At 51.7% G+C, this 23,913-nt stretch carries 21 protein-coding genes; 14 read left to right on the forward strand and 7 right to left on the reverse strand.

Annotation, left to right across the window (positions count from 1 at the left end):
- Positions 1-39: 39 nt before the first annotated feature.
- The 3 genes from FDW94_RS11325 to mtnN are packed head-to-tail and all read right to left on the reverse strand — an operon-like array spanning position 40 to position 2,192.
- The gene (locus FDW94_RS11325; protein ID WP_003829199.1) at positions 40-663 is read right to left on the reverse strand and encodes a TRIC cation channel family protein; all 624 of its coding nucleotides are present in this window, start codon (positions 661-663) and stop codon (positions 40-42) included.
- Between the two features lie 37 nt (positions 664-700).
- Positions 701-1,501, reverse strand: coding sequence for a vitamin B12 ABC transporter substrate-binding protein BtuF (gene btuF / locus FDW94_RS11330; RefSeq protein ID WP_137377599.1), 801 nt, complete (start codon positions 1,499-1,501; stop codon positions 701-703).
- Positions 1,494-2,192 carry a 5'-methylthioadenosine/S-adenosylhomocysteine nucleosidase gene (gene mtnN / locus FDW94_RS11335; RefSeq protein ID WP_003829195.1) on the reverse strand — a complete coding sequence of 233 codons (699 nt, stop codon included), beginning with the start codon at positions 2,190-2,192 and terminating at the stop codon, positions 1,494-1,496. The genes btuF and mtnN overlap by 8 nt, the downstream gene beginning before the upstream one ends.
- Before the next feature lie 83 nt (positions 2,193-2,275).
- On the opposite strand from mtnN, the gene dgt reads away from it, so the two are divergent.
- The 3 genes from dgt (at position 2,276) to cdaR (ending at position 6,662) form a co-directional block, all read left to right on the forward strand.
- Entirely contained in the window at positions 2,276-3,793 is a 1,518-nt protein-coding gene (gene dgt / locus FDW94_RS11340) for a dGTPase (RefSeq protein WP_111466094.1), read from the forward strand.
- Between the two features lie 129 nt (positions 3,794-3,922).
- On the forward strand, positions 3,923-5,356 hold the full coding sequence (gene degP, locus FDW94_RS11345; protein WP_003829191.1) for a serine endoprotease DegP: 1,434 nt from the start codon (positions 3,923-3,925) through the stop codon (positions 5,354-5,356).
- A 148-nt stretch (positions 5,357-5,504) separates the two neighbouring features.
- Complete coding sequence (gene cdaR, locus FDW94_RS11350; RefSeq protein ID WP_003829189.1) at positions 5,505-6,662, forward strand: DNA-binding transcriptional regulator CdaR; 1,158 nt, start codon at positions 5,505-5,507, stop codon at positions 6,660-6,662.
- Between the two features lie 94 nt (positions 6,663-6,756).
- Here cdaR and FDW94_RS11355 read toward each other — a convergent pair whose 3' ends face one another.
- The 4 genes from FDW94_RS11355 to map form a co-directional block, all read right to left on the reverse strand.
- Entirely contained in the window at positions 6,757-7,143 is a 387-nt protein-coding gene (locus FDW94_RS11355) for a DUF3461 family protein (RefSeq protein WP_005132126.1), read from the reverse strand.
- A 109-nt stretch (positions 7,144-7,252) separates the two neighbouring features.
- Complete coding sequence (gene dapD / locus FDW94_RS11360; RefSeq protein WP_003829186.1) at positions 7,253-8,077, reverse strand: 2,3,4,5-tetrahydropyridine-2,6-dicarboxylate N-succinyltransferase; 825 nt, start codon at positions 8,075-8,077, stop codon at positions 7,253-7,255.
- Between the two features lie 31 nt (positions 8,078-8,108).
- Entirely contained in the window at positions 8,109-10,781 is a 2,673-nt protein-coding gene (gene glnD / locus FDW94_RS11365) for a bifunctional uridylyltransferase/uridylyl-removing protein GlnD (protein WP_003829184.1), read from the reverse strand.
- A 113-nt stretch (positions 10,782-10,894) separates the two neighbouring features.
- Complete coding sequence (gene map / locus FDW94_RS11370; RefSeq protein ID WP_003829182.1) at positions 10,895-11,689, reverse strand: type I methionyl aminopeptidase; 795 nt, start codon at positions 11,687-11,689, stop codon at positions 10,895-10,897.
- Between the two features lie 449 nt (positions 11,690-12,138).
- Here map and rpsB point away from each other — a divergent pair, with 449 nt between their 5' ends.
- From rpsB to lpxD, 11 genes are all read left to right on the forward strand, one after another.
- Positions 12,139-12,864 (forward strand): 30S ribosomal protein S2, encoded by a 726-nt coding sequence (gene rpsB, locus FDW94_RS11375; RefSeq protein ID WP_003018553.1) that lies wholly within the window; start codon positions 12,139-12,141, stop codon positions 12,862-12,864.
- Between the two features lie 264 nt (positions 12,865-13,128).
- Positions 13,129-13,980, forward strand: coding sequence for a translation elongation factor Ts (gene tsf / locus FDW94_RS11380; protein WP_003018551.1), 852 nt, complete (start codon positions 13,129-13,131; stop codon positions 13,978-13,980).
- 145 nt (positions 13,981-14,125) lie between these two features.
- Positions 14,126-14,851, forward strand: a complete 726-nt coding sequence (gene pyrH / locus FDW94_RS11385) for a UMP kinase (RefSeq protein ID WP_003018549.1) — start codon at positions 14,126-14,128, stop codon at positions 14,849-14,851.
- Between the two features lie 139 nt (positions 14,852-14,990).
- Positions 14,991-15,548 (forward strand): ribosome recycling factor, encoded by a 558-nt coding sequence (gene frr / locus FDW94_RS11390; RefSeq protein ID WP_003018547.1) that lies wholly within the window; start codon positions 14,991-14,993, stop codon positions 15,546-15,548.
- A 183-nt stretch (positions 15,549-15,731) separates the two neighbouring features.
- The gene (gene ispC / locus FDW94_RS11395; RefSeq protein ID WP_003829176.1) at positions 15,732-16,928 is read left to right on the forward strand and encodes a 1-deoxy-D-xylulose-5-phosphate reductoisomerase; all 1,197 of its coding nucleotides are present in this window, start codon (positions 15,732-15,734) and stop codon (positions 16,926-16,928) included.
- Between the two features lie 187 nt (positions 16,929-17,115).
- Entirely contained in the window at positions 17,116-17,874 is a 759-nt protein-coding gene (gene ispU, locus FDW94_RS11400; protein WP_008786266.1) for a (2E,6E)-farnesyl-diphosphate-specific ditrans,polycis-undecaprenyl-diphosphate synthase, read from the forward strand.
- A 12-nt stretch (positions 17,875-17,886) separates the two neighbouring features.
- Positions 17,887-18,744, forward strand: a complete 858-nt coding sequence (cdsA, locus tag FDW94_RS11405; RefSeq protein ID WP_111466091.1) for a phosphatidate cytidylyltransferase — start codon at positions 17,887-17,889, stop codon at positions 18,742-18,744.
- Between the two features lie 11 nt (positions 18,745-18,755).
- On the forward strand, positions 18,756-20,108 hold the full coding sequence (gene rseP, locus FDW94_RS11410) for a sigma E protease regulator RseP (RefSeq protein ID WP_003829173.1): 1,353 nt from the start codon (positions 18,756-18,758) through the stop codon (positions 20,106-20,108).
- Between the two features lie 29 nt (positions 20,109-20,137).
- A complete protein-coding gene (bamA, locus tag FDW94_RS11415; RefSeq protein WP_111466090.1) occupies positions 20,138-22,555 on the forward strand; it encodes an outer membrane protein assembly factor BamA in 2,418 nt (805 codons plus the stop codon).
- A 122-nt stretch (positions 22,556-22,677) separates the two neighbouring features.
- The gene (skp, locus tag FDW94_RS11420; protein WP_003018533.1) at positions 22,678-23,163 is read left to right on the forward strand and encodes a molecular chaperone Skp; all 486 of its coding nucleotides are present in this window, start codon (positions 22,678-22,680) and stop codon (positions 23,161-23,163) included.
- Between the two features lie 3 nt (positions 23,164-23,166).
- A partial coding sequence (gene lpxD / locus FDW94_RS11425; protein ID WP_249358446.1) for a UDP-3-O-(3-hydroxymyristoyl)glucosamine N-acyltransferase occupies positions 23,167-23,913 on the forward strand: 747 nt, incomplete at its 3' end.

The following is a 23,913-nucleotide window of genomic DNA, read 5'->3' on the forward strand; positions in this document are numbered from 1 at the left end:
TAAACGCCTTATCCGGCCTACATGTTCTGTATCGTCATATCAACGCCCGTTATCATCCAGCGCAAACGTCGGCAATTTCAGATGCCAGCGAATGGCGGCAAGCCGAATCAGCAGGGTGACAATCATCCCCATCATACTGGCGTTTTCCAGTGAAACATCAAAGGTATAAAACGCTGTCGCATGCACGATCCCGCCGATAATACAGGCTGTGGCGTAGATCTCGGTGCGCAAAATCATCGGGACTTCACGAGCTAACACATCGCGAATGATCCCACCACCAACGCCGGTAATCACCCCCATACAAATCGCCACCAGCGGCCCTGTTCCTGCGAGAAATGCCTTGTTGACCCCAATACCCACGAACACAGCCAGACCAACGGCATCCAGCACCGGAAGGATCCATTTCGGTATGCGTCTTGGTTGACGTACCAACAGGATCGTCAGCATGCTGGTGATCATCGCCACCACCAGATCGGTCGGATCCTTAACCCAAAAAACCGGTCCATTATCCAGCGCCATATCGCGGATCGTTCCACCACCAACGGCAGTAACCACGCCGAGTACCAGGACGCCAAACGGATCCATACGTAATTTTCCGGCCAGTAATACGCCAGAGATTGCAAATACCGCGGTGCCGACAATATCAAGCCAATAGACGAGCATTTTTAAATCCTCACAACAGACCTGGTGGGGGCAGGCGCTAATTTATCTGTGAAAGCGCATTACAGAGTTGTTTTGCGGCGAGGATAATACGCGGGCTCGCGCGTTCGAACCAGTCACTATTAAGTGTAATAATGGGTATTTTTAGCTGGTTTCCCCAGTATTGCTCAATTTTCAGAGTTTCGCCCGGACCGCCTGTGGCAACAATAGCCTGGGGGGCTCGTGCCAGGACCTGCTCACGGCTAACCTGCGGCCAGGGAACCCGACTACCGGCAAAGATGTTTTCTCCGCCGCATACCTCAAGAACTTCGTGCTGAATAGAACCTTTTCCACTGGTAAACAGAGGATTGGCACCAAACTGGAAAAACACGCGTTTTTTCGGTTTGTTGGCATACTGAGATTTAAGTAAAGCATAGTCATCAAGCATGGTTTGCGCCGCCTGTTTAGCTTGTTCAGGCTTGGGGCTCCATGCCGCTAATTGGCGTAGCGCATCGGCAACCTGCTCAATGGTAACGGCATCCACCCAGATGACCTTAATTCCCAGAGAGGTCAGTTGATTCACCTGCCGCTCAGCATTTCCCCCGCGCCAGGCGACGACCAAATCAGGTTTCAGCGCCACAATACGTTCAAGATTCATCCCTTGCCAGGTTGAGACTTCCTCAATATTTTTGGCTTCTGGCGGGTAGTTTGAATAGCTGCTGACGCCAACGGGGGTAATGCCAGCGGCAAAAGCGAGTTCAGTATTGGCAGGAGAAAGCGTCACAACACGCGGCGCGGCGTAAAGGAACGCCGGGAGAGTGAAAAGCAGGGCGACCAGCGCCCTGGAGAGTAATTTAGCCATGCGCCAGTTTCTGTACCAGCGTTTCAACCATCAGGCTTGACTGCTTCGCGGCAACCACCAGGAATTCGTCAAAGCTGAGATGGGACTGCTGATCGGCAACGTCAGAGATAGCGCGAACCACGACAAATGGCACGTTAAAGTTGTGGCAAACGTGCGCAATTGCGGTCGCTTCCATCTCAACGGCAATAGCCTGCGGGAAGTTATGCTTAATTTTAGCCAGTCCCACGGAACCGTTAATGAATGCGTCGCCGCTGACGATAAGTCCGCGAACGGCGTTCAGATTGAGTTCGGCGATGCAAGACTCTGCGGCAGCAATCAACGCAGGATCGGCTTTAAAACCAGCCGGGCATCCCGGTAGCTGACCAAATTCATAGCCAAAGGCAGTGACGTCGGCGTCGTGATAGCGCGCTTCGTCAGAAACTACGATATCCCCGACTTTCAGCGTAGAGGCCAGGCCACCCGCAGAACCGGTATTAATGATGGCGTCCGGCTTGCAGCGTTCAAGCAGCAGCGTAGCGCCCAGTGCCGCAGCCACTTTACCGATACCCGATTTCAGCAGCGCAACCTCTGTACCGTTCAGTTGGCCGGTGTAAATTTCACAACCGCCGAGCGCGATGGTCTGACGGTTTTCGATTTTGTCACGCAGCAGCGTAACTTCTTCTTCCATTGCACCAATGATGCCGATTTTCATAGATTTACTCGCGATAAGCCAGATTTGAGGGCATAGTCTATCATGCGCTTAAGGGGTAGCGCATTTCTCAGGCGGGAGAGGACATGGCACAGATCGATTTCCGAAAAAAAATAAACTGGCATCGTCGTTACCGTTCGCCGCAGGGCGTGAAGACTGAGCATGAGATCCTGCGTATTTTCGAAAGCGATCGCGGACGTATTATCAATTCACCGGCCATTCGCCGACTGCAACAAAAAACGCAGGTCTTTCCGCTGGAGCGTAATGCGGCAGTACGCACGCGCTTGACGCACTCGATGGAAGTTCAACAGGTTGGGCGCTATATCGCGAAAGAGATCCTCAGCCGACTGAAAGAACTAAAGCTGCTGGAGCTGTATGGCCTGGATGAACTGACAGGGCCATTTGAGAGTATTGTCGAAATGTCCTGCCTGATGCATGACATTGGTAATCCGCCGTTTGGCCATTTTGGGGAGGCGGCAATTAATGACTGGTTCCGCCAGCGGCTGTATCCCGCAGATGCAGAAAGTCAGCCCCTAAGTGATGACCGTTGCCAGGTGACGGCATTACGGTTGCGTGAAGGCGAAGAGTCGCTGAATGATATTCGCCGTAAGGTACGCCAGGACCTGTGCCATTTTGAAGGCAATGCGCAGGGTATTCGCCTTGTGCATACGTTGATGCGTATGAACCTTACCTGGGCGCAGGTTGGCGGTATTTTAAAATATACCCGTCCGGCGTGGTGGCGCGGCAGTGCACCCGAGACACACAACTATTTAATGAAGAAGCCGGGTTATTACCTTTCTGAAGAACCGTATATTGAGCGGTTGCGTAAAGAATTATCATTAGCGCCTTACAGTCGCTTTCCATTAACCTGGATTATGGAAGCTGCCGATGATATCTCTTATTGCGTGGCGGATCTGGAAGATGCCGTTGAGAAAAGAATCTTTAGCGTCGAGCAACTTTATCACCACCTGTATGAGGCGTGGGGGCAGCATGAAAAAGGTTCCCTGTTTAGCCAGGTTGTTGAGAACGCCTGGGAGAAGTCACGTTCAAATACATTAAGCCGGAGTACCGAAGATCAGTTCTTTATGTATTTACGCGTCAATACGCTGAATAAACTGGTGCCATATGCGGCCCAGCGGTTTATTGATAATTTGCCGCAGATTTATGAAGGCAGCTTTAATCATGCGCTGCTAGAAGATGCAAGTAGCTTCAGCCAGTTACTGGGTGTTTATAAAAATGTGGCGGTAAAACATGTGTTTAGCCATCCGGATGTTGAACAACTGGAACTACAGGGCTATCGGGTGATCAGCGGATTGCTGGAGATCTATCAGCCGTTATTAAAAATGTCTCAGTCAGATTTTTCTGAACTGGTCGACAATGAAAGAGTAAAACGTTTTCCTATCGAGTCCCGTTTATTTCAGAAGTTGTCTACCCGCCATCGTCTTGCGTATGTTGAGGCGGTTAGTAAAATATCGACGGGGTGCGCCGAGTATTCGGTTCTGGAATATTATTATCGCTGTCGGCTGATTCAGGATTATATCAGCGGAATGACAGATTTGTATGCCTGGGATGAATATCGTCGCTTGATGGCCGTAGAACAATAAATACTCATTTGTAAAGACGGACAATAAAATTTTACTTTTTCCTTAAACTTAATTCTGGAACTTAGCGCTATAAAACGACTCTGACGTATACAGCAATTTTGCGTTACCTGTTAATCGAGAACGAAACACATGAAAAAAACCACATTAGCAATGAGTGCACTGGCTCTGAGTTTAGGTTTGGCGTTGTCCCCCCTGTCTGCTACAGCGGCTGAGACGTCGTCTTCAGCAATGACCGCCCAACAGATGCCAAGCCTGGCCCCGATGCTCGAAAAAGTGATGCCATCGGTGGTAAGTATTAACGTCGAGGGGAGCACGACGGTAAATACGCCGCGCATGCCGCGTAATTTCCAGCAGTTCTTCGGTGATAATTCACCGTTCTGCCAGGACGGTTCTCCGTTCCAGAGTTCACCGTTCTGCCAGGGCGGCGCACCGGGCGCTGACAATGGCGGCGGCCAGCAGCAGAAATTTATGGCACTCGGTTCCGGCGTAATTATTGATGCCGCGAAAGGGTATGTCGTGACCAATAACCACGTGGTAGATAACGCCACGGTGATTAAAGTTCAGTTGAGCGATGGTCGTAAATTTGACGCGAAGATCGTGGGTAAAGATCCGCGCTCCGATATCGCGCTGATCCAAATTCAGGATCCGAAAAACCTGACGGCGATTAAGCTGGCAGATTCTGATGCGCTGCGCGTGGGTGATTACACCGTGGCAATTGGTAACCCGTTTGGCCTTGGTGAAACGGTGACTTCCGGTATTGTTTCTGCGCTGGGCCGTAGTGGCCTGAACGCGGAGAACTACGAAAACTTTATTCAGACGGATGCTGCGATCAACCGGGGTAACTCCGGTGGTGCGCTGGTCAACCTGAACGGTGAGCTGATCGGTATTAACACCGCGATCCTCGCACCGGACGGCGGTAACATTGGTATCGGTTTTGCGATCCCAAGCAACATGGTGAAAAACCTGACCTCGCAGATGGTTGAGTTTGGCCAGGTTAAACGCGGTGAGCTGGGCATTATGGGTACCGAGCTGAGCTCTGAGCTGGCGAAAGCGATGAAAGTTGACGCCCAGCGTGGCGCATTCGTCAGCCAGGTGATGCCGAACTCTTCCGCAGCGAAAGCGGGGATTAAAGCCGGGGATGTGATTACCTCCCTGAACGGCAAACCTATCAGCAGCTTCGCCGCCCTGCGTGCGCAGGTCGGTACGATGCCGGTTGGCAGCAAAATCACCCTGGGTCTGCTGCGTGACGGTAAGCCGGTCACCGTGAACCTGGAATTGCAGCAGAGCAGCCAGACTCAGGTTGACTCCAGCTCTATCTTTAAAGGCATCGAAGGTGCCGATATGAGCAACAAAGGCCAGGACAAAGGTGTCGTGGTAAGCGACGTGAAACCGAATTCTCCGGCTGCACAGATTGGCCTGAAGAAAGGGGATGTGATTATCGGCGCGAACCAGCAGCCGGTGAAAAACATCGCTGAACTGCGCAAAATCCTCGACAGCAAACCGGCTGTACTGGCGCTGAACATTCAGCGCGGTGACAGCTCCATCTATCTGTTGATGCAGTAATCTCCCTCAGCCCCTTCCTGCACAGGAAGGGGTTTCTTTTTGTGATACTTCCCACAACTCCATACTTCTCCCTTTCGCTTTGTGCATTTGCACAATGTCGCCGCTTATTATCTTCCCTATGCTTGAGCTCTGCTCACAGGAGGGATTTATGGCTGGTTGGCATCTTGATACCAAAATGGCGCAGGATATCGTGGCGCGTACCATGCGCATCATTGATACCAATATCAACGTAATGGATGCCCGTGGGCGGATAATCGGCAGCGGCGATCGCGAACGTATTGGTGAATTGCACGAAGGCGCGCTGCTGGTGCTTTCGCAGGGTCGGGTGGTCGATATCGACGATGCGGTGGCACGTCACTTGCACGGTGTACGACAGGGGATAAACCTGCCTCTACGTCTGGAAGGCGAAATCGTTGGCGTTATCGGCCTTACCGGCGAGCCGGAGCATCTGCGCAAATACGGCGAGTTAGTATGTATGACCGCCGAAATGATGCTGGAACAGTCGCGCTTGATGCATCTGTTAGCGCAGGATAGCCGTCTGCGTGAAGAGCTGGTGATGAACCTGATTCAGGCGGAAGAGAATACGCCAGCGCTGATGGAATGGGCCCAGCGTTTAGGCATTGATTTGAACCAGCCACGCGTGGTGGCGGTGTTGGAGGTCGATAGTGGCCAGCTTGGCGTTGACAGTGCGATGGCGGAGTTACAGCAATTGCAGAATGCGTTGACCACACCCGAACGTAATAATCTGATTGCGATTGTTTCCCTGACCGAGATGGTGGTGCTGAAACCGGCGCTCAATCAGTTTGGCCGCTGGGACGCTGAAGATCATCGTAAGCGCGTTGAGCAGCTTATTGCCCGTATGAAAGAGAACGGACAGCTGCGTTTTCGCGTATCGCTGGGCAACTATTTTACCGGGCCCGGTAGCATTGCCCGTTCGTATCGTACGGCGCGCACTACCATGATGGTCGGCAAGCAGCGGATGCCGGAAAGCCGTAGCTATTTCTATCAGGATTTGATGCTGCCAGTACTGCTGGACAGCCTGCGCGGCGGCTGGCAGGCCAATGAACTGGCGCGTCCGTTGGTGAGGCTGAAAGCGATGGATAACAATGGGTTGCTGCGTCGGACATTGGCGGCATGGTTTCGTCATAACGTCCAGCCGCTGGCCACCTCAAAGGCACTGTTTATTCACCGCAATACGCTGGAATATCGCCTGAATCGTATTTCAGAACTGACCGGGCTGGATCTGGGGAATTTTGACGACAGACTGCTGCTGTATGTGGCGTTACAACTGGATGAACAGCATTGATTAATTGCCTGATGGCGCTACGCTTATCAGGCCTACGAGGATATACCTGTAGGCCGGATAAGGCGTAAGACGCCGCCATCCGGCAACAAACGGCTTATTTACGCGTCAGTTTTTCCAGATCGGCTTCAATTTCGCTGATCTTGTTGGTCACGACGCTTTCGAGATGACGTAAATCATCAAGGATCTTGCGTTTAAGATCGACTTCGCTGCGATCGCGCTGGCAGATCTGATCCAGTTCATCGATCACATAGCGCAGGTTGGGACTGATCTCCTGCACTTCTTTGTAACCCTGGCCGATGCCATCAGCTACCACCGTTTTGCGCTGACGGGGATATTTGAACTTCACGCTCTTGGCAAAAAACTCGCCTTTATCCTTTTGGAAATAGATTTTCAGGATATCGTTGTTGGCTTCTTGCCGCAGGCTGTAACGATCGATCTCTTCAGGATTAGTAATGCCCAGACTTTTCAGATTGTCATACATAGCGGTACCCTTAAGCTCACTATAACCATTGAATAATTAACGAAAAGCCTTGTTTATGCCACTCGCAGATGTAAAAAAAGCGGGCTAAGCCCGCTTTTTCAAATCGCTGTTAGTCGATAGTGCGCAACAGTTCGTTGATTCCCACTTTGCCACGCGTTTTGGCATCGACTTTCTTCACAATCACCGCGCAGTACAGGCTGTATTTACCATCTTTCGACGGCAGGTTGCCGGAGACGACCACGGAGCCTGCCGGAACGCGACCGTAATGCACTTCGCCAGTTTCGCGATCGTAAATACGGGTGCTCTGACCGATGTACACGCCCATGGAGATAACAGAACCTTCTTCGACGATCACGCCTTCAACCACTTCAGAGCGTGCGCCGATGAAGCAGTTGTCTTCGATGATGGTTGGGTTAGCCTGCAACGGCTCCAGTACGCCGCCGATGCCAACGCCGCCGGACAGGTGTACGTTTTTACCGATTTGCGCACAGGAACCGACTGTCGCCCAGGTATCAACCATCGTACCTTCATCAACATAAGCGCCGATGTTTACGTAAGATGGCATCAGCACGGTGTTACGGGCGATAAACGCACCCTGACGCACGGCCGCAGGCGGAACCACGCGGAAACCTTCCTTCTGGAAGCGCGCTTCGTCGTAGTTGGCGAATTTCATCGGTACTTTATCGAAGTAACGGCTTTCCGCACCTTCGATGACCTGATTATCGTTAATACGGAAAGAGAGCAGGACCGCCTTTTTCAGCCACTGATGTGTGACCCACTGACCCTCAATCTTCTCTGCGACGCGCAGTGCACCGGAATCCAGTAAAGAAATAACCTGATTCACCGCTTCGCGGGTTACGGTATCTACATTTGCCGGAGTAATGTCGGCACGGCGCTCGAAAGCGGACTCAATAACGTTCTGTAACTGCTGCATTGTTAAACTCTTTCCATAATAAATAAAAACATCACCCTTTATCGTTTGGATTGAGGGCCTCTGTCAACCGTTGATGTACTTCCTGCTGCAGCTCATTATTAAGGGCGCGCCGGTCGGCGGTGGCGATTATGAATAAATCTTCTACTCGCTCGCCAATGGTTGTAATTCGGGCGCCATGCAGCGAAATTCCCAGATCGGCAAAAATCTGCCCGACCCGCGCCAGCAGGCCGGGCTGGTCGAGAGCGATAAGCTCCAGGAATGATTTTCGGTCGGTATGGGTCGGCAAAAAGGTGACCTCAGTATCGACGGTAAAGTGGCGTAATTTTGCCGGCTGGCGACGCGGTTGCGGTGGCTGCCAACTGCGCTGCGTGATGGCCTGTTCCAGTCCAAAACGGATCGCTTCGTGTCGGTCTGAAGACAGCGGGCTGCCGTCCGGTTCCAGTACGATGAACGTATCCATCGCCATCCCATCGCGGGTAGTGAAAATCTGCGCATCGTGGACGCTAAGATTACGCCTGTCCAGTTCAGCGCAGACGGCGGCAAACAGGTAAGGGCGGTCAGGGCTCCAGATGAAAATTTCTGTCCCGCCGCGCGTGGCCTGTGGGCTGAGCAGGATCAGCGGCTTGCTGAGATCGTGTTGCAACAGATGGCGCGCATGCCAGGCCAGCTGATTTGGGCTGTGACGCACGAAGTAGTTGGCGCGACAGCGTGACCAGATGTGGTGCAACGCTTCTTCATCAATGTTGTCCATTCGCAGTAGCGCCAGCGCCTGAAGTTGATGATGGCGTACACGCTCACGCATATCCGGCGTATTTTGCATGCCACGACGGAGTTGTTTTTCCGTCGCGAAGTACAGCTCGCGCAGCAGGCTTTGCTTCCAGCTATTCCACAGCGTTTCGTTGGTGGCGCAAATATCCGCGACGGTCAGACACACCAAAAAGCGCAGACGGTGTTCCGTTTGTACCTCTTCGGCGAATTGCTTGATCACTTCGGGATCCTGAATATCGCGGCGCTGAGCGGTCACCGACATCAGCAAATGCTGGCGCACCAGCCACACGATCAGTTGCGTTTCGCGGGAATTCAGGCCGTGCAGTTCGGCGAACTTGAGCACATCCTGAGCGCCGAGTACCGAGTGATCGCCGCCGCGACCTTTGGCGATATCGTGGAACAGCGCGGCAATCAGAATCAACTCCGGCTGTCGCAGACGCGGCCATAGATCCACACACAGCGGATGGCGCTGACGGGTCTCTTCGTTAGCAAAACTTTCCAGCTTGAGCATTACGCGGATGGTGTGTTCATCCACCGTATAGGCATGAAACAGGTCAAACTGCATTTGGCCGACAATATGCGACCATTGCGGCATATAGGCCCACAACACGCTGTGGCGATGCATCGGCAGCAGACCGCGGCTCACCGCGCCCGGATGGCGTAACATGCTGAGAAACAGCGATCGCGCTTCCGGGATGTAGCACAGCGGCTGCGTTAAATGACGTCGGGCATGGCGCAGATGGCGCAACGTGGTGGAGTAAATTCCGCTGATCGCGCTGTTACGCACCATGATGTAAAACATCCGCAGTATCGCTTCGGGTTTACGGATAAACAGGTCGTCGTTGCGCAGATCGATCAACGTGCCGCGCAGTTGAAAGTCGTCATCAATCGGGCGCGGTTTTTCATCGGCGGGCATGGCGAGGATCGCCTCGTCGAACAGTTGCAACAGCATGTGATTCAGTTCGCTGACCCGTCGGGTGACGCGGAAATAGTCTTTCATCATCCGCTCGATAGGCTCGTTGCCTTCGCCGCCGTAGTTTAGCCTTTGCGCCACGCTGAGCTGGCGGTCAAACAGCAGGCGGTTGTCGTAACGACTAACGACCAGATGCAGGGCGAAGCGAATCCGCCACAGGATATGCAAACATTCATTCAGCTCGGCGCGTTCAGCCAGTGTCAAAAAGCCGAAGCCGACCATTTCGTCCAGTGAGGTGGCGCCAAAATGGCGACGCGCCACCCATTGCAGGGTATGGATATCGCGCAGGCCGCCGGGACTGCTTTTGATGTCCGGCTCCAGGTTGTAGCTGGTGCCGTGATAGCGCTGGTGGCGCTGATTCTGCTCTTCCACTTTAGCGGCGTAAAACTTATCGGAAGGCCAGAAACCTTCGCTAAAAATATGTTTTTGCAGCTCCAGAAACAGCGCCACATCGCCGATCAGCAAGCGAGTTTCAATCAGGTTGGTGGCGACGGTTAAATCTGACAATCCTTCCAGCAGACACTCTTCCAGCGTACGCACGCTATGCCCAACCTCCAGCCTCACGTCCCATAGCAGCGTTAACAGCTCACCGACTTTCTCGGCCTGCGCATCAGGCAGCTTTTTACGACTCAGGATCAGCAGGTCAATATCGGAAAGCGGGTGCAATTCGCCTCGTCCGTAGCCACCAACGGCAACCAGCGCCAGATCGGCTATTTGCCCGAACCCAGCTTCTATCCACAAACGCTGTAGCAGTTGGTCAATAAATTCGGTGCGGGCCTCAATGAGCTGTTCTGCGGAAATTCCACTGTCAAACGCTTCGCCTAACCAGTTCTGGAAGGTGTCGATATGCGCTTTAATGCCGGAGCAGTTGAGATCTTGCTGTGGCCATGTCCCTGGGTTTTGCGGTTGGCCAGGCAGGGTGGGGAGGGCAGTATTTGCGTGCTGTTCAGGAAGAGTATTCATTATGCGCCACCCATTAAAAAGCCGGATGATGGCGTGAACGCCTTATCCGGCCTACTAAGTAGTACAATTTGTAGGCCTGATAAGATGCGAATGCATCGCCATCAGGCAAAACATTATTCGCCGTGTGTGATGATCGCCGGGATGGTGTCATCCTTGCGTAACGTCAGAATTTCACAGCCGTTTTCCGTCACTACAATAGTATGCTCGTACTGTGCAGACAAGCTCCGGTCTTTGGTTTTCACCGTCCAGCCGTCTTTCATGGTACGGATGCGGTAATCACCGGCATTCAGCATCGGTTCTATGGTGAACGTCATGCCCGGCTGCAGTACCACACCACCGTCGTCTGCATCGTAGTGCAGAACCTGTGGCTCTTCATGGAAGCCGCGACCGATACCGTGACCGCAGTATTCACGAACAACAGAGAAACCTTCGCCTTCCGCGTATTTCTGAATCGCAGCGCCCAGCGTGCGCAGGCGAATGCCCGGTTTTACCATTCGCAGCGCCAGATACAGGCTTTCCTGTGTGACGCGGCACAGACGCTCGCCCAGAATAGTAGGTTTGCCGACGATAAACATCTTGGAGGTATCGCCGTGGTACTCGTCTTTAATCACGGTTACGTCGATGTTGACGATGTCGCCGTCTTTCAGAAGTTTGGCGTCGTCCGGGATCCCGTGGCACACCACTTCATTAATAGAGATACATACGGATTTCGGATAGCCGTGATAGCCCAGGCAGGCGGAAATGGCCTGCTGCTCATTCACGATATAGTCATTACAGAGGCGATCCAGCTCGCCGGTGCTGACGCCCGGTTTAACAAACGGCGCGATCATTTCCAGTACATCAGCGGCCAGGCGGCCAGCGACGCGCATTTTTTCGATTTCTTCAGGGGTCTTGATTGAGATAGCCATAAATTCTGTCCATCAGTGCCGATGATATCGGCAATAATTGTTTAAGTGCTGCCAATGGTATCAGTCTGGGGTGTACCCTGCCAAATTGAGAATCATTCTGAACTTCGCCTTTCGTGCCACAGATGCGTTGGCTACATTTTTTCACCCCAGTCACTTACTGGTTGTAAGCTCCCGGGGATTCAAAAATTTGCCGCCTTCCTGTAACACGAAATTCATCGTTCATTCAGCACAGACCGCCAACAATTATTGGTGTCGGTGGCGTATTTGTGGTATAAAGCGCGCCGGACTTCCGATCCATTCGAAGACTACACACGATGGACGGGAGCGACAAATCTCACTTTGTGTAACAACACACACGTATCGGCACATATTCCGGGGTGCCCTTTGGGGTCGGTAATATGGGATGCGTGGAGGCTTAACCCCAACTTTTATATATAGAGGTTTTAATCATGGCAACTGTTTCCATGCGCGACATGCTCAAGGCTGGTGTTCACTTCGGTCACCAGACCCGTTACTGGAACCCGAAAATGAAGCCGTTCATCTTCGGTGCGCGTAACAAAGTTCACATCATCAACCTTGAGAAAACTGTACCGATGTTCAACGAAGCTCTGGCTGAACTGAACAAGATCTCTGCTCGTAAAGGTAAAATCCTTTTCGTTGGTACTAAACGCGCTGCAAGCGAAGCGGTGAAAGAAGCTGCTAACAGCTGCGACCAGTTCTTCGTGAACCATCGCTGGCTGGGCGGTATGCTGACTAACTGGAAAACCGTTCGTCAGTCCATCAAACGTCTGAAAGATCTGGAAACTCAGTCTCAGGACGGTACTTTCGAAAAGCTGACCAAGAAAGAAGCGCTGATGCGTACTCGTGAGCTTGAGAAACTGGAAAACAGCCTGGGCGGTATCAAAGACATGGGCGGTCTGCCGGACGCTCTGTTCGTAATCGATGCTGACCACGAGCACATTGCTATCAAAGAAGCAAACAACCTGGGTATCCCAGTATTTGCTATCGTTGATACCAACTCTGATCCGGACGGTGTTGACTTCGTTATCCCGGGTAACGACGACGCAATCCGTGCTGTGACCCTGTACCTGGGCGCTGTAGCAACTACCGTTCGTGAAGGCCGTTCTCAGGATCTGGCTTCCCAGGCGGAAGAAAGCTTCGTAGAAGCTGAATAATAAGGCACGCTCGTTAGAGCGACCCCTTATATATCCAAGATAATTCGAGTTGCAGGAAGGCGTTGACGCAACGAATCCCCCGGAGCTTACATAAGTAAGTGACTGGGGTGAGTAAGGAAAACAACGCACCTGCAGCTGGAAGAATGACGGATATAGGCCAGGTAGTATCACGTTTGGTTAGGGGGCCTGTATATGGCCCCCTTTTTCACTTTTAAATCTGTGCGGTTTCATGCCGGGCAGATCAAATCTTCCGAGGATTTTAGAATGGCTGAAATTACCGCATCCCTGGTAAAAGAGCTGCGTGAGCGTACTGGCGCAGGCATGATGGATTGCAAAAAAGCACTGACTGAAGCTAATGGCGACATCGAGCTGGCAATCGAAAACATGCGTAAGTCCGGTGCAATCAAAGCGGCGAAAAAAGCAGGCAACGTTGCTGCTGACGGCGTAATCAAAACCAAAATCGACGGCAACATCGCTTTCATTCTGGAAGTTAACTGCCAGACTGACTTCGTTGCTAAAGATGCTGGTTTCCAGGCATTTGCTGACAAAGTACTGGACGCTGCCGTTGCTGGCAAAATCACTGATGTTGAAGTTCTGAAAGCACAGTTCGAAGAAGAACGTGTTGCTCTGGTTGCTAAAATCGGTGAGAACATCAACATCCGTCGCGTTGCTTCCCTGGAAGGCGAAGTTCTGGGTAACTACCAGCACGGTGCTCGTATCGGTGTTCTGGTTGCTGCAACTGGCGCTGACGAAGAACTGGTTAAACAGCTGGCAATGCACGTTGCTGCAAGCAAACCAGAATTCGTTAAGCCGGAAGACGTTTCCGCTGAAGTGGTAGAAAAAGAATACCAGGTTCAGCTGGACATCGCTATGCAGTCTGGCAAGCCGAAAGAAATCGCAGAGAAAATGGTTGAAGGCCGCATGAAGAAATTCACCGGCGAAGTTTCTCTGACCGGTCAGCCTTTCGTCATGGAACCGAGCAAATCTGTTGGTCAGTTGCTGAAAGAGCATAACGCTGACGTAACTGGTTTCATCCGCTTTGAAGTGGGTGAAGGCATCGAGAAAGTTGAGACTGACTTTGCAGCAGAAGTTGCTGCGATGTCCAAGCAGTCTTAATTTTTAAAGGAGCCGCCTGAGGGCGGCTTCTTTTTGTGTCTGGCTTGTAAATTCAGCGAACCGCTATAGTGGTCATGCTGAAAAGCGACATACAATGTCGCCGGAATTAACTCATCTCATTCGTTGACAGTCTCAGGAAAGAAACATGGCTACCAATGCAAAACCCGTCTACAAACGTATTCTGCTTAAGTTAAGTGGCGAAGCTCTGCAAGGTTCAGAAGGCTTCGGTATTGATGCAAGCATCCTCGACCGCATGGCTCAGGAAATCAAAGAGCTGGTTGAGCTGGGTATTCAGGTTGGCGTAGTGATTGGTGGTGGTAACCTGTTCCGTGGCGCTGGTCTGGCGAAAGCGGGGATGAACCGCGTTGTGGGCGACCACATGGGCATGTTAGCCACCGTAATGAACGGTCTGGCGATGCGCGATGCGCTTCACCGCGCCTATGTGAACGCTCGCTTGATGTCCGCAATTCCTCTGAACGGCGTGTGTGATAACTACAGCTGGGCCGAAGCTATCAGCCTGCTGCGTAACAACCGCGTTGTTATTTTGTCTGCGGGTACCGGCAATCCGTTCTTCACCACCGATTCTGCAGCCTGCCTGCGCGGTATTGAAATTGAAGCGGATGTGGTTCTGAAAGCCACCAAAGTCGATGGCGTGTTTACTGCCGACCCGGCTAAAGATCCAACGGCGACTATGTACGAACAGTTGACCTACACTGAAGTGCTGGATAAAGAGCTGAAAGTAATGGATCTTGCCGCGTTCACGCTGGCTCGTGACCACAAATTACCGATTCGTGTCTTTAACATGAACAAACCAGGTGCACTGCGCCGTGTTGTTATGGGTGAAAAAGAAGGCACGTTAATCACGGAATAATTCCCGTTGCGGCTAAATGCAGGTAATATTCCGCTTTAATGTCGCGGGATACGTCCCTCAAAATTAATCAAGACTATACTTGTCACATCTTGCGTGGCGGGTATGGTCTGACTGAAACAAGCTTTCAAGGATTCGTAACGTGATCAACGATATCAGAAAAGATGCTGAAGTACGCATGGACAAATGCGTCGAAGCGTTCAAAAACCAAATCAGCAAAATTCGCACGGGTCGTGCTTCTCCTAGCCTGCTGGATGGTATTGTCGTGGAATATTACGGCACGCCGACTCCGCTGCGCCAGCTGGCAAGCGTAACGGTTGAAGATTCCCGTACCCTGAAAATCAACGTATTTGACCGTTCTATGGGTCCAGCCGTTGAGAAAGCAATCATGGCTTCCGACCTCGGTCTGAATCCAAGCTCTGCGGGCTCTGACATCCGCGTTCCGCTGCCGCCGCTGACCGAAGAACGTCGTAAAGATCTGACCAAGATCGTACGTGGTGAAGCTGAAGGCGCGCGTGTTGCGGTACGTAACGTACGCCGCGATGCAAACGACAAAGTGAAAGCGTTGTTGAAAGAAAAAGAGATCAGCGAAGATGACGATCGCCGTTCTCAGGACGACGTACAGAAACTGACTGACGCAGCAATCAAGAAAGTTGATGCGGCGCTGGCAGAGAAAGAAGCAGAACTGATGCAGTTCTGATTCGCCTGTACGCTAAAAACGCCGCTTAGAAGGCCTGAGAAGGCTGGATGGCGGCGTTTTGCTTTTTTCTGTCTACATACTCTAAATAATTCAAGTTGCAGGAAGGCGGTGACGTCGAAGGTCGAGTAAAGCCAACGTACATGCAACTTGAAGTATGACGAGTAAAATTCTTCTGGATGTCCGATGAAGCAATTAACCATCCTGGGATCAACCGGTTCCATTGGTTGCAGTACGCTGGATGTAGTACGCCATAACCCGGAAAAATTTCGTGTTGCTGCGTTGGTGGCGGGTAAAAATGTTGCCCGTATGGTAGAGCAATGCCTGGAGTTTGCGCCTCGCTATGCGGTCATGGATGATGAAAAAAGCGCGGCACAGGTAAAAGCTGCTCTTTTGGCACAGGGTAGCCGTACCGAGGTGATGAGCGGGCAGCAGGCTGCCTGTGATATGGCTGCGCTGGATGATGTTGATCAGGTCATGGCGGCGATTGTCGGTGCAGCGGGTTTGCTGCCGACGCTGGCGGCAATTCGTGCGAGCAAAAGCATTTTGCTGGCGAATAAAGAATCCCTGGTGACCTGCGGTCGTCTGTTTATGGACGATGTGAAACGCCACAAAGCGCAGCTTTTGCCGGTAGATAGCGAGCATAACGCGATTTTTCAGAGTTTACCGCAACCTATCCAACACAATCTGGGATACGCTGACCTTGAGCAAAACGGCGTCATGTCAGTTCTGCTTACCGGGTCTGGTGGCCCATTCCGTGAAACGCCATTGCGCGATCTGGTCTCTATGACCCCCGATCAGGCATGCCGTCATCCGAATTGGTCGATGGGACGAAAAATCTCTGTCGATTCCGCCACCATGATGAACAAAGGTCTGGAATACATTGAAGCGCGTTGGTTATTTAATGCCAGTGCAAGCCAGATGGAAGTGCTGATTCACCCGCAGTCGGTTATTCATTCGATGGTCCGTTATCAGGATGGTAGTGTTCTGGCGCAGTTGGGTGAACCTGATATGCGTACACCTATTGCCCATACGATGGCATGGCCAGAACGTGTGACGTCCGGTGTTAAGCCTGTCGACTTTTGCAAACTCAGTGCGTTGACGTTTTCTGCACCTGATTACCAGCGTTATCCGTGCCTGAAACTGGCGATGGACGCGTTTGAGCAAGGTCAGGCGGCGACGACCGCACTCAATGCCGCGAATGAAATTACCGTTGCCGCATTCCTGGCGCAGCAGATCCGATTTACCGATATTGCCGATCTCAATTTATCTGTACTGGATAAGATGGATTTGCAGGAACCACAGAGTGTTGACGACGTGTTGAAGGTCGATGCCATCGCGCGGGAAGTCGCCAGAAAAGAAGTGATGCGACTCTCAAGCTGATGATAATCCCTCTACGGAGAATCGTGCTATTTGTTAGCGTTGGGCTTCAGTGATATAGTCTGCGCCACCCGATCGCGGGTATTTGCTTTTTTTCGGTCGGGTAAGCCGTGGTTTGACACGGCTTTTTTGTGGATAGGCTTCAGTATTCCTGAGTACCGTAAATCCTTTCAGGGACTAATAACGCGTTATGTTGTCTGCAACTAAACCATTAAGCGAAAATTTGCCAGCACATGGTTGTCGCCATGTCGCAATTATCATGGATGGCAATGGCCGCTGGGCGAAAAAGCAAGGGAAGATTCGCGCCTTTGGGCATAAGGCTGGAGCAAAATCCGTCCGCCGGGCTGTCTCTTTTGCTGCCAATAACGGTATTGATGCGTTAACGCTGTATGCCTTTAGCAGTGAGAACTGGAACCGACCTGCGCAGGAAGTGAGCGCGTTAATGGAACTGTTTGTGTGGGCACTTGATAGCGAAGTGAAAAACCTGCATCGCCATAACGTACGCCTGCGTATTATCGGGGATATCAGTCGATTTAACTCACGTTTGCAAGAACGAATTCGCAAATCAGAAGCGATTACCGCCCAGAATACCGGGTTGACGCTGAATATTGCAGCGAATTACGGTGGACGGTGGGATATTGTCCAGGGAGTCAGGCAACTGGCACAACAGGTGCAGGACGGTGTGCTGCATCCTGAGCAAATCGATGAAGAGATGCTTGGGCAGCAAATTTGTATGCATGAGCTGGCTCCTGTGGATTTAGTGATAAGGACTGGGGGAGAGCACCGAATTAGTAATTTTCTGTTGTGGCAAATTGCCTACGCCGAACTTTACTTTACCGATGTTCTCTGGCCCGATTTCGATGAACAAGACTTTGAAGGTGCGCTGCATGCCTTTGCTAATCGTGAGCGTCGTTTCGGCGGCACCGAACCCGGTGATGAAAAAGCCTGATGGGGGTCGCTTTTGCTGAAGTATCGCCTGATTTCTGCTTTTGTTTTAATACCCGTTGTCATCGCGGCGCTGTTTTTGCTGCCGCCGGTGGGGTTCGCCATTGTTACGTTGGTCGTCTGTATGTTGGCCGCCTGGGAATGGGGACAGTTAAGCGGTTTTACCACGCGTACGCAGCGAGTCTGGCTGGCGGTTTTGTGCGGGCTATTGCTGGCACTGATGCTATTTTTGCTGCCAGAGTACCATCGCGATATCCATCAACCGCTGGTTGAAGTATCGCTGTGGGCGTCGCTGGGCTGGTGGGTCGTAGCACTGTTACTGGTATTGTTTTACCCAGAGTCTGCGTCGGTCTGGCGTAATTCCAAAACATTACGCATAATTTTCGGCGTGTTAACCATTGTCCCGTTCTTTTGGGGAATGCTGGCGCTACGTGCATGGCACTATGATGAGAATCATTATAGTGGCGCGCTATGGCTGCTGTATGTCATGATCCTCGTCTGGGGAGCGGACTCTGGTGCGTATATGTTTGGTAAGCTATTTGGCAAACATAAGCTGGCGCCGAAGGTTTCTCCTGGAAAAACCTGGCAGGGTTTTTTTGGCGGACTCGCCACTGCGGCCGTAATCTCATGGGGTTATGGCATGTGGGCGAATCTTGAAGTTGCGCCTGTCACCTTGCTCATTTGCTCCATCGTTGCAGCCCTGGCCTCCGTGCTGGGTGACCTGACCGAGAGTATGTTTAAGCGTGAAGCAGGTATTAAGGACAGTGGTCACTTAATTCCAGGACACGGCGGTATTCTGGATCGTATTGATAGCCTGACGGCTGCGGTACCGGTCTTTGCCTGCCTGTTGTTACTGGTGTTCAGGACGCTCTAACGGATGGTCTTATGCTGAGTATTCTCTGGAATTTGGCTGCATTCATCATTGCACTTGGTGTGCTTATCACCGTGCATGAATTTGGTCATTTCTGGGTTGCGCGGCGCTGCGGAGTCCGCGTCGAACGCTTTTCCATTGGCTTTGGAAAAGCGCTTTGGCGGCGTACCGATAAATCAGGTACGGAATACGTCATCGCCATGATTCCCCTCGGCGGTTACGTCAAAATGCTGGATGAGCGCGCTGAACCGGTCGCACCGGAATTGCGCCATTACGCCTTCAACAATAAAACGGTTGGACAACGTGCTGCCATTATCGCCGCGGGTCCGATTGCAAACTTCCTTTTTGCTATTTTTGCTTATTGGCTGGTGTTTATCATTGGTGTCCCTGGCGTTCGTCCGGTTGTTGGTGAAATAACACCCAACTCGATTGCTGCACAGGCGCAAATTCAGCCGGGTACGGAACTAAAAGCGGTTGATGGCATCGAAACCCCTGATTGGGACGCCGTGCGATTGCAACTGGTATCCAAAATTGGCGATGAGCATACGACCCTCAGCGTGGCGCAGTTTGGCAGTAACCAGCGACAGGACAAAACGCTGGATTTACGCCATTGGGCATTTGAGCCAGACAAAGAGGATCCTGTCTCTAGTTTGGGCATGCGTCCGCGTGGTCCGCAGATTGAACCGGTACTGTCAGAAGTGCAGGTTAATTCCGCTGCAAGTAAGGCAGGTTTGCAAGCTGGCGACAGGATCGTTAAAGTCAATGGTCAGTCGCTGACGCAATGGATGACGTTCGTGACGCTGGTGCGCGATAATCCGGATACGCCGTTAGCGCTAGATATTGAAAGACAAGGAAGTTCCTTGTCTTTAACGTTAACCCCAGATTCAAAACAGGTTAACGGTAAGGCAGAAGGGTTTGCGGGCGTGGTGCCTAAAGTTATTCCTCTGCCTGATGAGTATAAGACTGTACGCCAGTATGGGCCATTCAGCGCCATCCTCGAAGCCTCGGATAAAACGTGGCAGTTGATGAAGCTGACGGTCAGTATGCTGGGAAAATTGATTACCGGTGATGTAAAACTGAACAACCTCAGTGGGCCGATTTCTATCGCCCAGGGGGCTGGGATGTCAGCGGAGTTCGGGATTATTTATTACCTGATGTTCCTTGCGCTTATCAGCGTGAACTTAGGGATAATCAACCTGTTTCCGTTGCCCGTTCTTGACGGGGGGCATCTGCTGTTCCTGGCGATTGAAAAGCTGAAGGGCGGTCCGGTATCCGAGCGGGTTCAAGACTTTAGTTATCGCATTGGCTCTATCTTGCTGGTGTTGTTAATGGGGCTTGCACTTTTCAATGATTTCTCTCGGTTGTAAGAGAGTGTTAGGAAGAACGCATAATAACGATGGCGATGAAAAAGTTGCTCATAGCGTCGCTGCTGTTTAGCAGCGCCACCGTATACGGTGCTGAAGGGTTCGTAGTGAAGGACATTCATTTCGAAGGCCTACAGCGAGTCGCCGTTGGTGCGGCTCTCCTCAGTATGCCGGTGCGCACAGGCGACACGGTTAATGATGAAGACATCAGTAATACCATTCGTGCTCTGTTCGCCACCGGAAACTTTGAGGATGTCCGCGTCCTGCGCGATGGTGATACCCTTCTGGTTCAGGTAAAAGAACGTCCGACGATTGCCAGCATCACTTTCTCCGGTAACAAATCGGTGAAAGATGACATGCTGAAGCAAAACCTCGAGGCGTCTGGCGTGCGTGTTGGCGAGTCTCTGGATCGCACAACGCTTGCCGATATCGAAAAGGGCCTGGAAGATTTCTACTATAGCGTCGGTAAGTACAGCGCCAGTGTGAAAGCGGTGGTGACGCCGTTGCCGCGTAACCGCGTTGACCTCAAGCTGGTCTTCCAGGAAGGTGTTTCGGCGAAGATCCAACAGATCAATATCGTCGGCAACCATGCCTTCTCGACTGACGAACTTATCTCTCACTTCCAGTTGCGTGACGAAGTGCCGTGGTGGAACGTGGTGGGCGATCGTAAATACCAGAAACAGAAGCTGGCGGGCGACCTTGAAACCCTGCGTAGCTACTATCTGGATCGCGGTTATGCTCGCTTCAATATTGATTCCACTCAGGTCAGCCTGACGCCGGATAAAAAAGGCATCTACATCACCGTTAACATCACTGAAGGCGAGCAGTACAAGCTTTCTGGGGTTCAGGTGAGCGGTAACCTGGCCGGGCACTCCGCCGAAATTGAGACCCTGACGAAGATCGAGCCAGGTGAACTCTATAACGGCACCAAAGTGACCAAAATGGAAGATGACATCAAGAAGCTTCTGGGTCGCTATGGCTATGCCTATCCGCGCGTTCAGTCGCAGCCTGAAATCAACGACGCCGACAAAACCGTTAAATTACGTGTAAACGTGGATGCGGGTAACCGTTTCTATGTGCGTAAGATCCGTTTTGAAGGTAACGACACTTCTAAAGACTCCGTTCTGCGTCGCGAAATGCGTCAGATGGAAGGCGCATGGTTGGGCAGCGATCTGGTCGACCAGGGTAAAGAGCGTCTGAACCGTCTGGGTTACTTTGAAACCGTTGATACCGATACTCAGCGTGTTCCGGGCAGCCCGGATCAGGTTGATGTGGTCTACAAGGTCAAAGAGCGTAACACCGGTAGCTTTAACTTCGGCGTCGGTTACGGTACCGAGAGCGGCGTGAGCTTCCAGGCTGGCGTTCAGCAAGATAACTGGTTAGGTACCGGTTATTCTGTCGGGATTAACGGCACCAAAAACGACTACCAGACCTATACTGAGTTGTCTGTCACTAACCCGTACTTCACCGTTGATGGTGTGAGCCTTGGTGGCCGCGTCTTCTATAACGACTTTGAAGCGGATGATGCAGACCTGTCCGACTATACCAACAAAAGTTATGGTACAGACGTGACGCTGGGCTTCCCGGTCAACGAATACAACACGTTGCGTGCGGGCCTGGGTTATGTACATAACAAACTGTCCAATATGCAGCCGCAGGTTGCGATGGATCGTTATCTTGAGTCAATGGGTGAGACCAATACCAACAGCTTTGCTGCGGATGACTTCACCTTTAACTATGGTTGGACATATAACAAGCTTGACCGCGGCTACTTCCCAACGGAAGGTACGCGCGTCAACCTGAACGGCAAAGTCACCATTCCGGGTTCTGACAACGAATACTATAAAGCGACGTTGGATACCGCGACCTATGTGCCGATCGATGACGATCATAAATGGGTCGTCCTGGGTCGTACCAAGGTAGGTTATGGAGACGGTATAGGCAGCAAAGAGTTGCCGTTCTACGAGAACTTCTATGCGGGTGGCTCCAGCACCGTGCGTGGTTTCCAGTCTAATACCATCGGTCCGAAAGCGGTCTATAAACCTGGGGCTTACGCCGGCGATACTGACAGCTACGAAGAGTGTACCAATAAAGACGGTTCGTACTGTAAATCAGACGATGCGGTCGGTGGTAACGCCATGGCCGTAGCCAGCCTGGAATTTATTACCCCGACGCCGTTTATCAGCGATAAGTATGCTAACTCGGTCCGTACCTCCTTCTTCTGGGATATGGGTACCGTTTGGGATACTAACTGGCAGGATAGCGATCAAACTCGTGCTATTGGGGTTCCAGATTACGGTGATCCGAGCAATATCCGTATGTCTGCAGGTATCGCGTTACAATGGATGTCCCCATTGGGGCCGTTGGTTTTCTCCTACGCCCAGCCGTTCAAGAAGTACGATGGAGACAAAGCGGAACAGTTCCAGTTTAACATTGGTAAAACCTGGTAACTGTTCTTCGCAAAGGAATGTAGTGGTAGTGTAGCGATGACTTTAGGCGATCTTGCATGGGATCGCCTGGCCACGCAAAGAACTGCACCTTCGGGTGCAAATGGGATGGTAAGGAGTTAATTGTGAAAAAGTGGTTATTAGCTGCAGGTCTCGGTTTAGCGATGGCAACGTCCGCACAGGCTGCTGACAAAATTGCAATCGTCAATATGGGTAGCCTGTTCCAACAGGTTGCACAGAAGACGGGTGTTTCTGCTACGCTGGAAAACGAGTTCAAAGGCCGTGCCAGCGAACTGCAGCGTATGGAATCCGATCTGCAATCTAAAATGCAGCGTCTGCAATCAATGAAAGCAGGTAGCGATCGTACCAAGCTGGAAAAAGACGTCATGGCTCAGCGCCAGACTTTCTCTCAGAAAGCTCAGGCTTTCGAGCAGGATCGTGCACGTCGTTCCAACGAAGAACGTGGCAAACTGGTTACTCGTATCCAGACAGCTGTGAAATCTGTTGCCAGCAGCCAGAGCATTGATCTGGTCGTTGACGCAAACACCGTTGCATACAACAGCAGCGATGTAAAAGACATCACCGCTGACGTACTGAAACAGGTTAAATAAGTAATGCCTTCAATTCGACTGGCTGATTTAGCAGAGCAGTTGGATGCAGAATTACACGGTGATGGCGATATCGTCATCACCGGCGTAGCGTCCATGCAATCTGCGCAAACTGGCAATATCACGTTCATGGTGAATCCTAAATACCGTGAACATTTAGGCGTATGCCAGGCGTCTGCCGTTGTGATGACGCAGGACGATCTTCCTTTTGCTAAGAGTGCGGCGCTGGTAGTGAAGAATCCCTACCTGACCTATGCACGTATGGCGCAAATTTTAGATACCACGCCTCAGCCTGCACAGAACATTGCACCCAGTGCAGTGATCGATGCAACGGCGAAGCTGGGTAATAATGTCTCTGTGGGCGCAAATGCGGTCATTGAGTCTGGCGTAGAACTGGGCGATAACGTGGTTATCGGTGCAGGTTGCTTCGTCGGAAAAAATACCAAAATCGGTGCAGGTTCACGCTTGTGGGCGAATGTGACGATTTACCACGACATCCAGATCGGTGAAAATTGCCTGATCCAGTCCAGCACTGTCGTTGGATCTGATGGATTTGGTTACGCGAACGATCGTGGTAACTGGGTGAAGATCCCCCAGCTTGGTCGCGTGATTATCGGCGATCGCGTCGAGATCGGCGCTTGTACCACCATTGACCGTGGTGCTCTGGACGATACTGTGATCGGTAATGGTGTTATCATTGATAACCAGTGCCAGATTGCGCATAACGTTGTGATTGGCGACAATACGGCGGTA

The organism is Citrobacter sp. wls757 (genome assembly GCF_005280935.1).
Classification (GTDB): Bacteria; Pseudomonadota; Gammaproteobacteria; order Enterobacterales; family Enterobacteriaceae; genus Citrobacter; species Citrobacter portucalensis.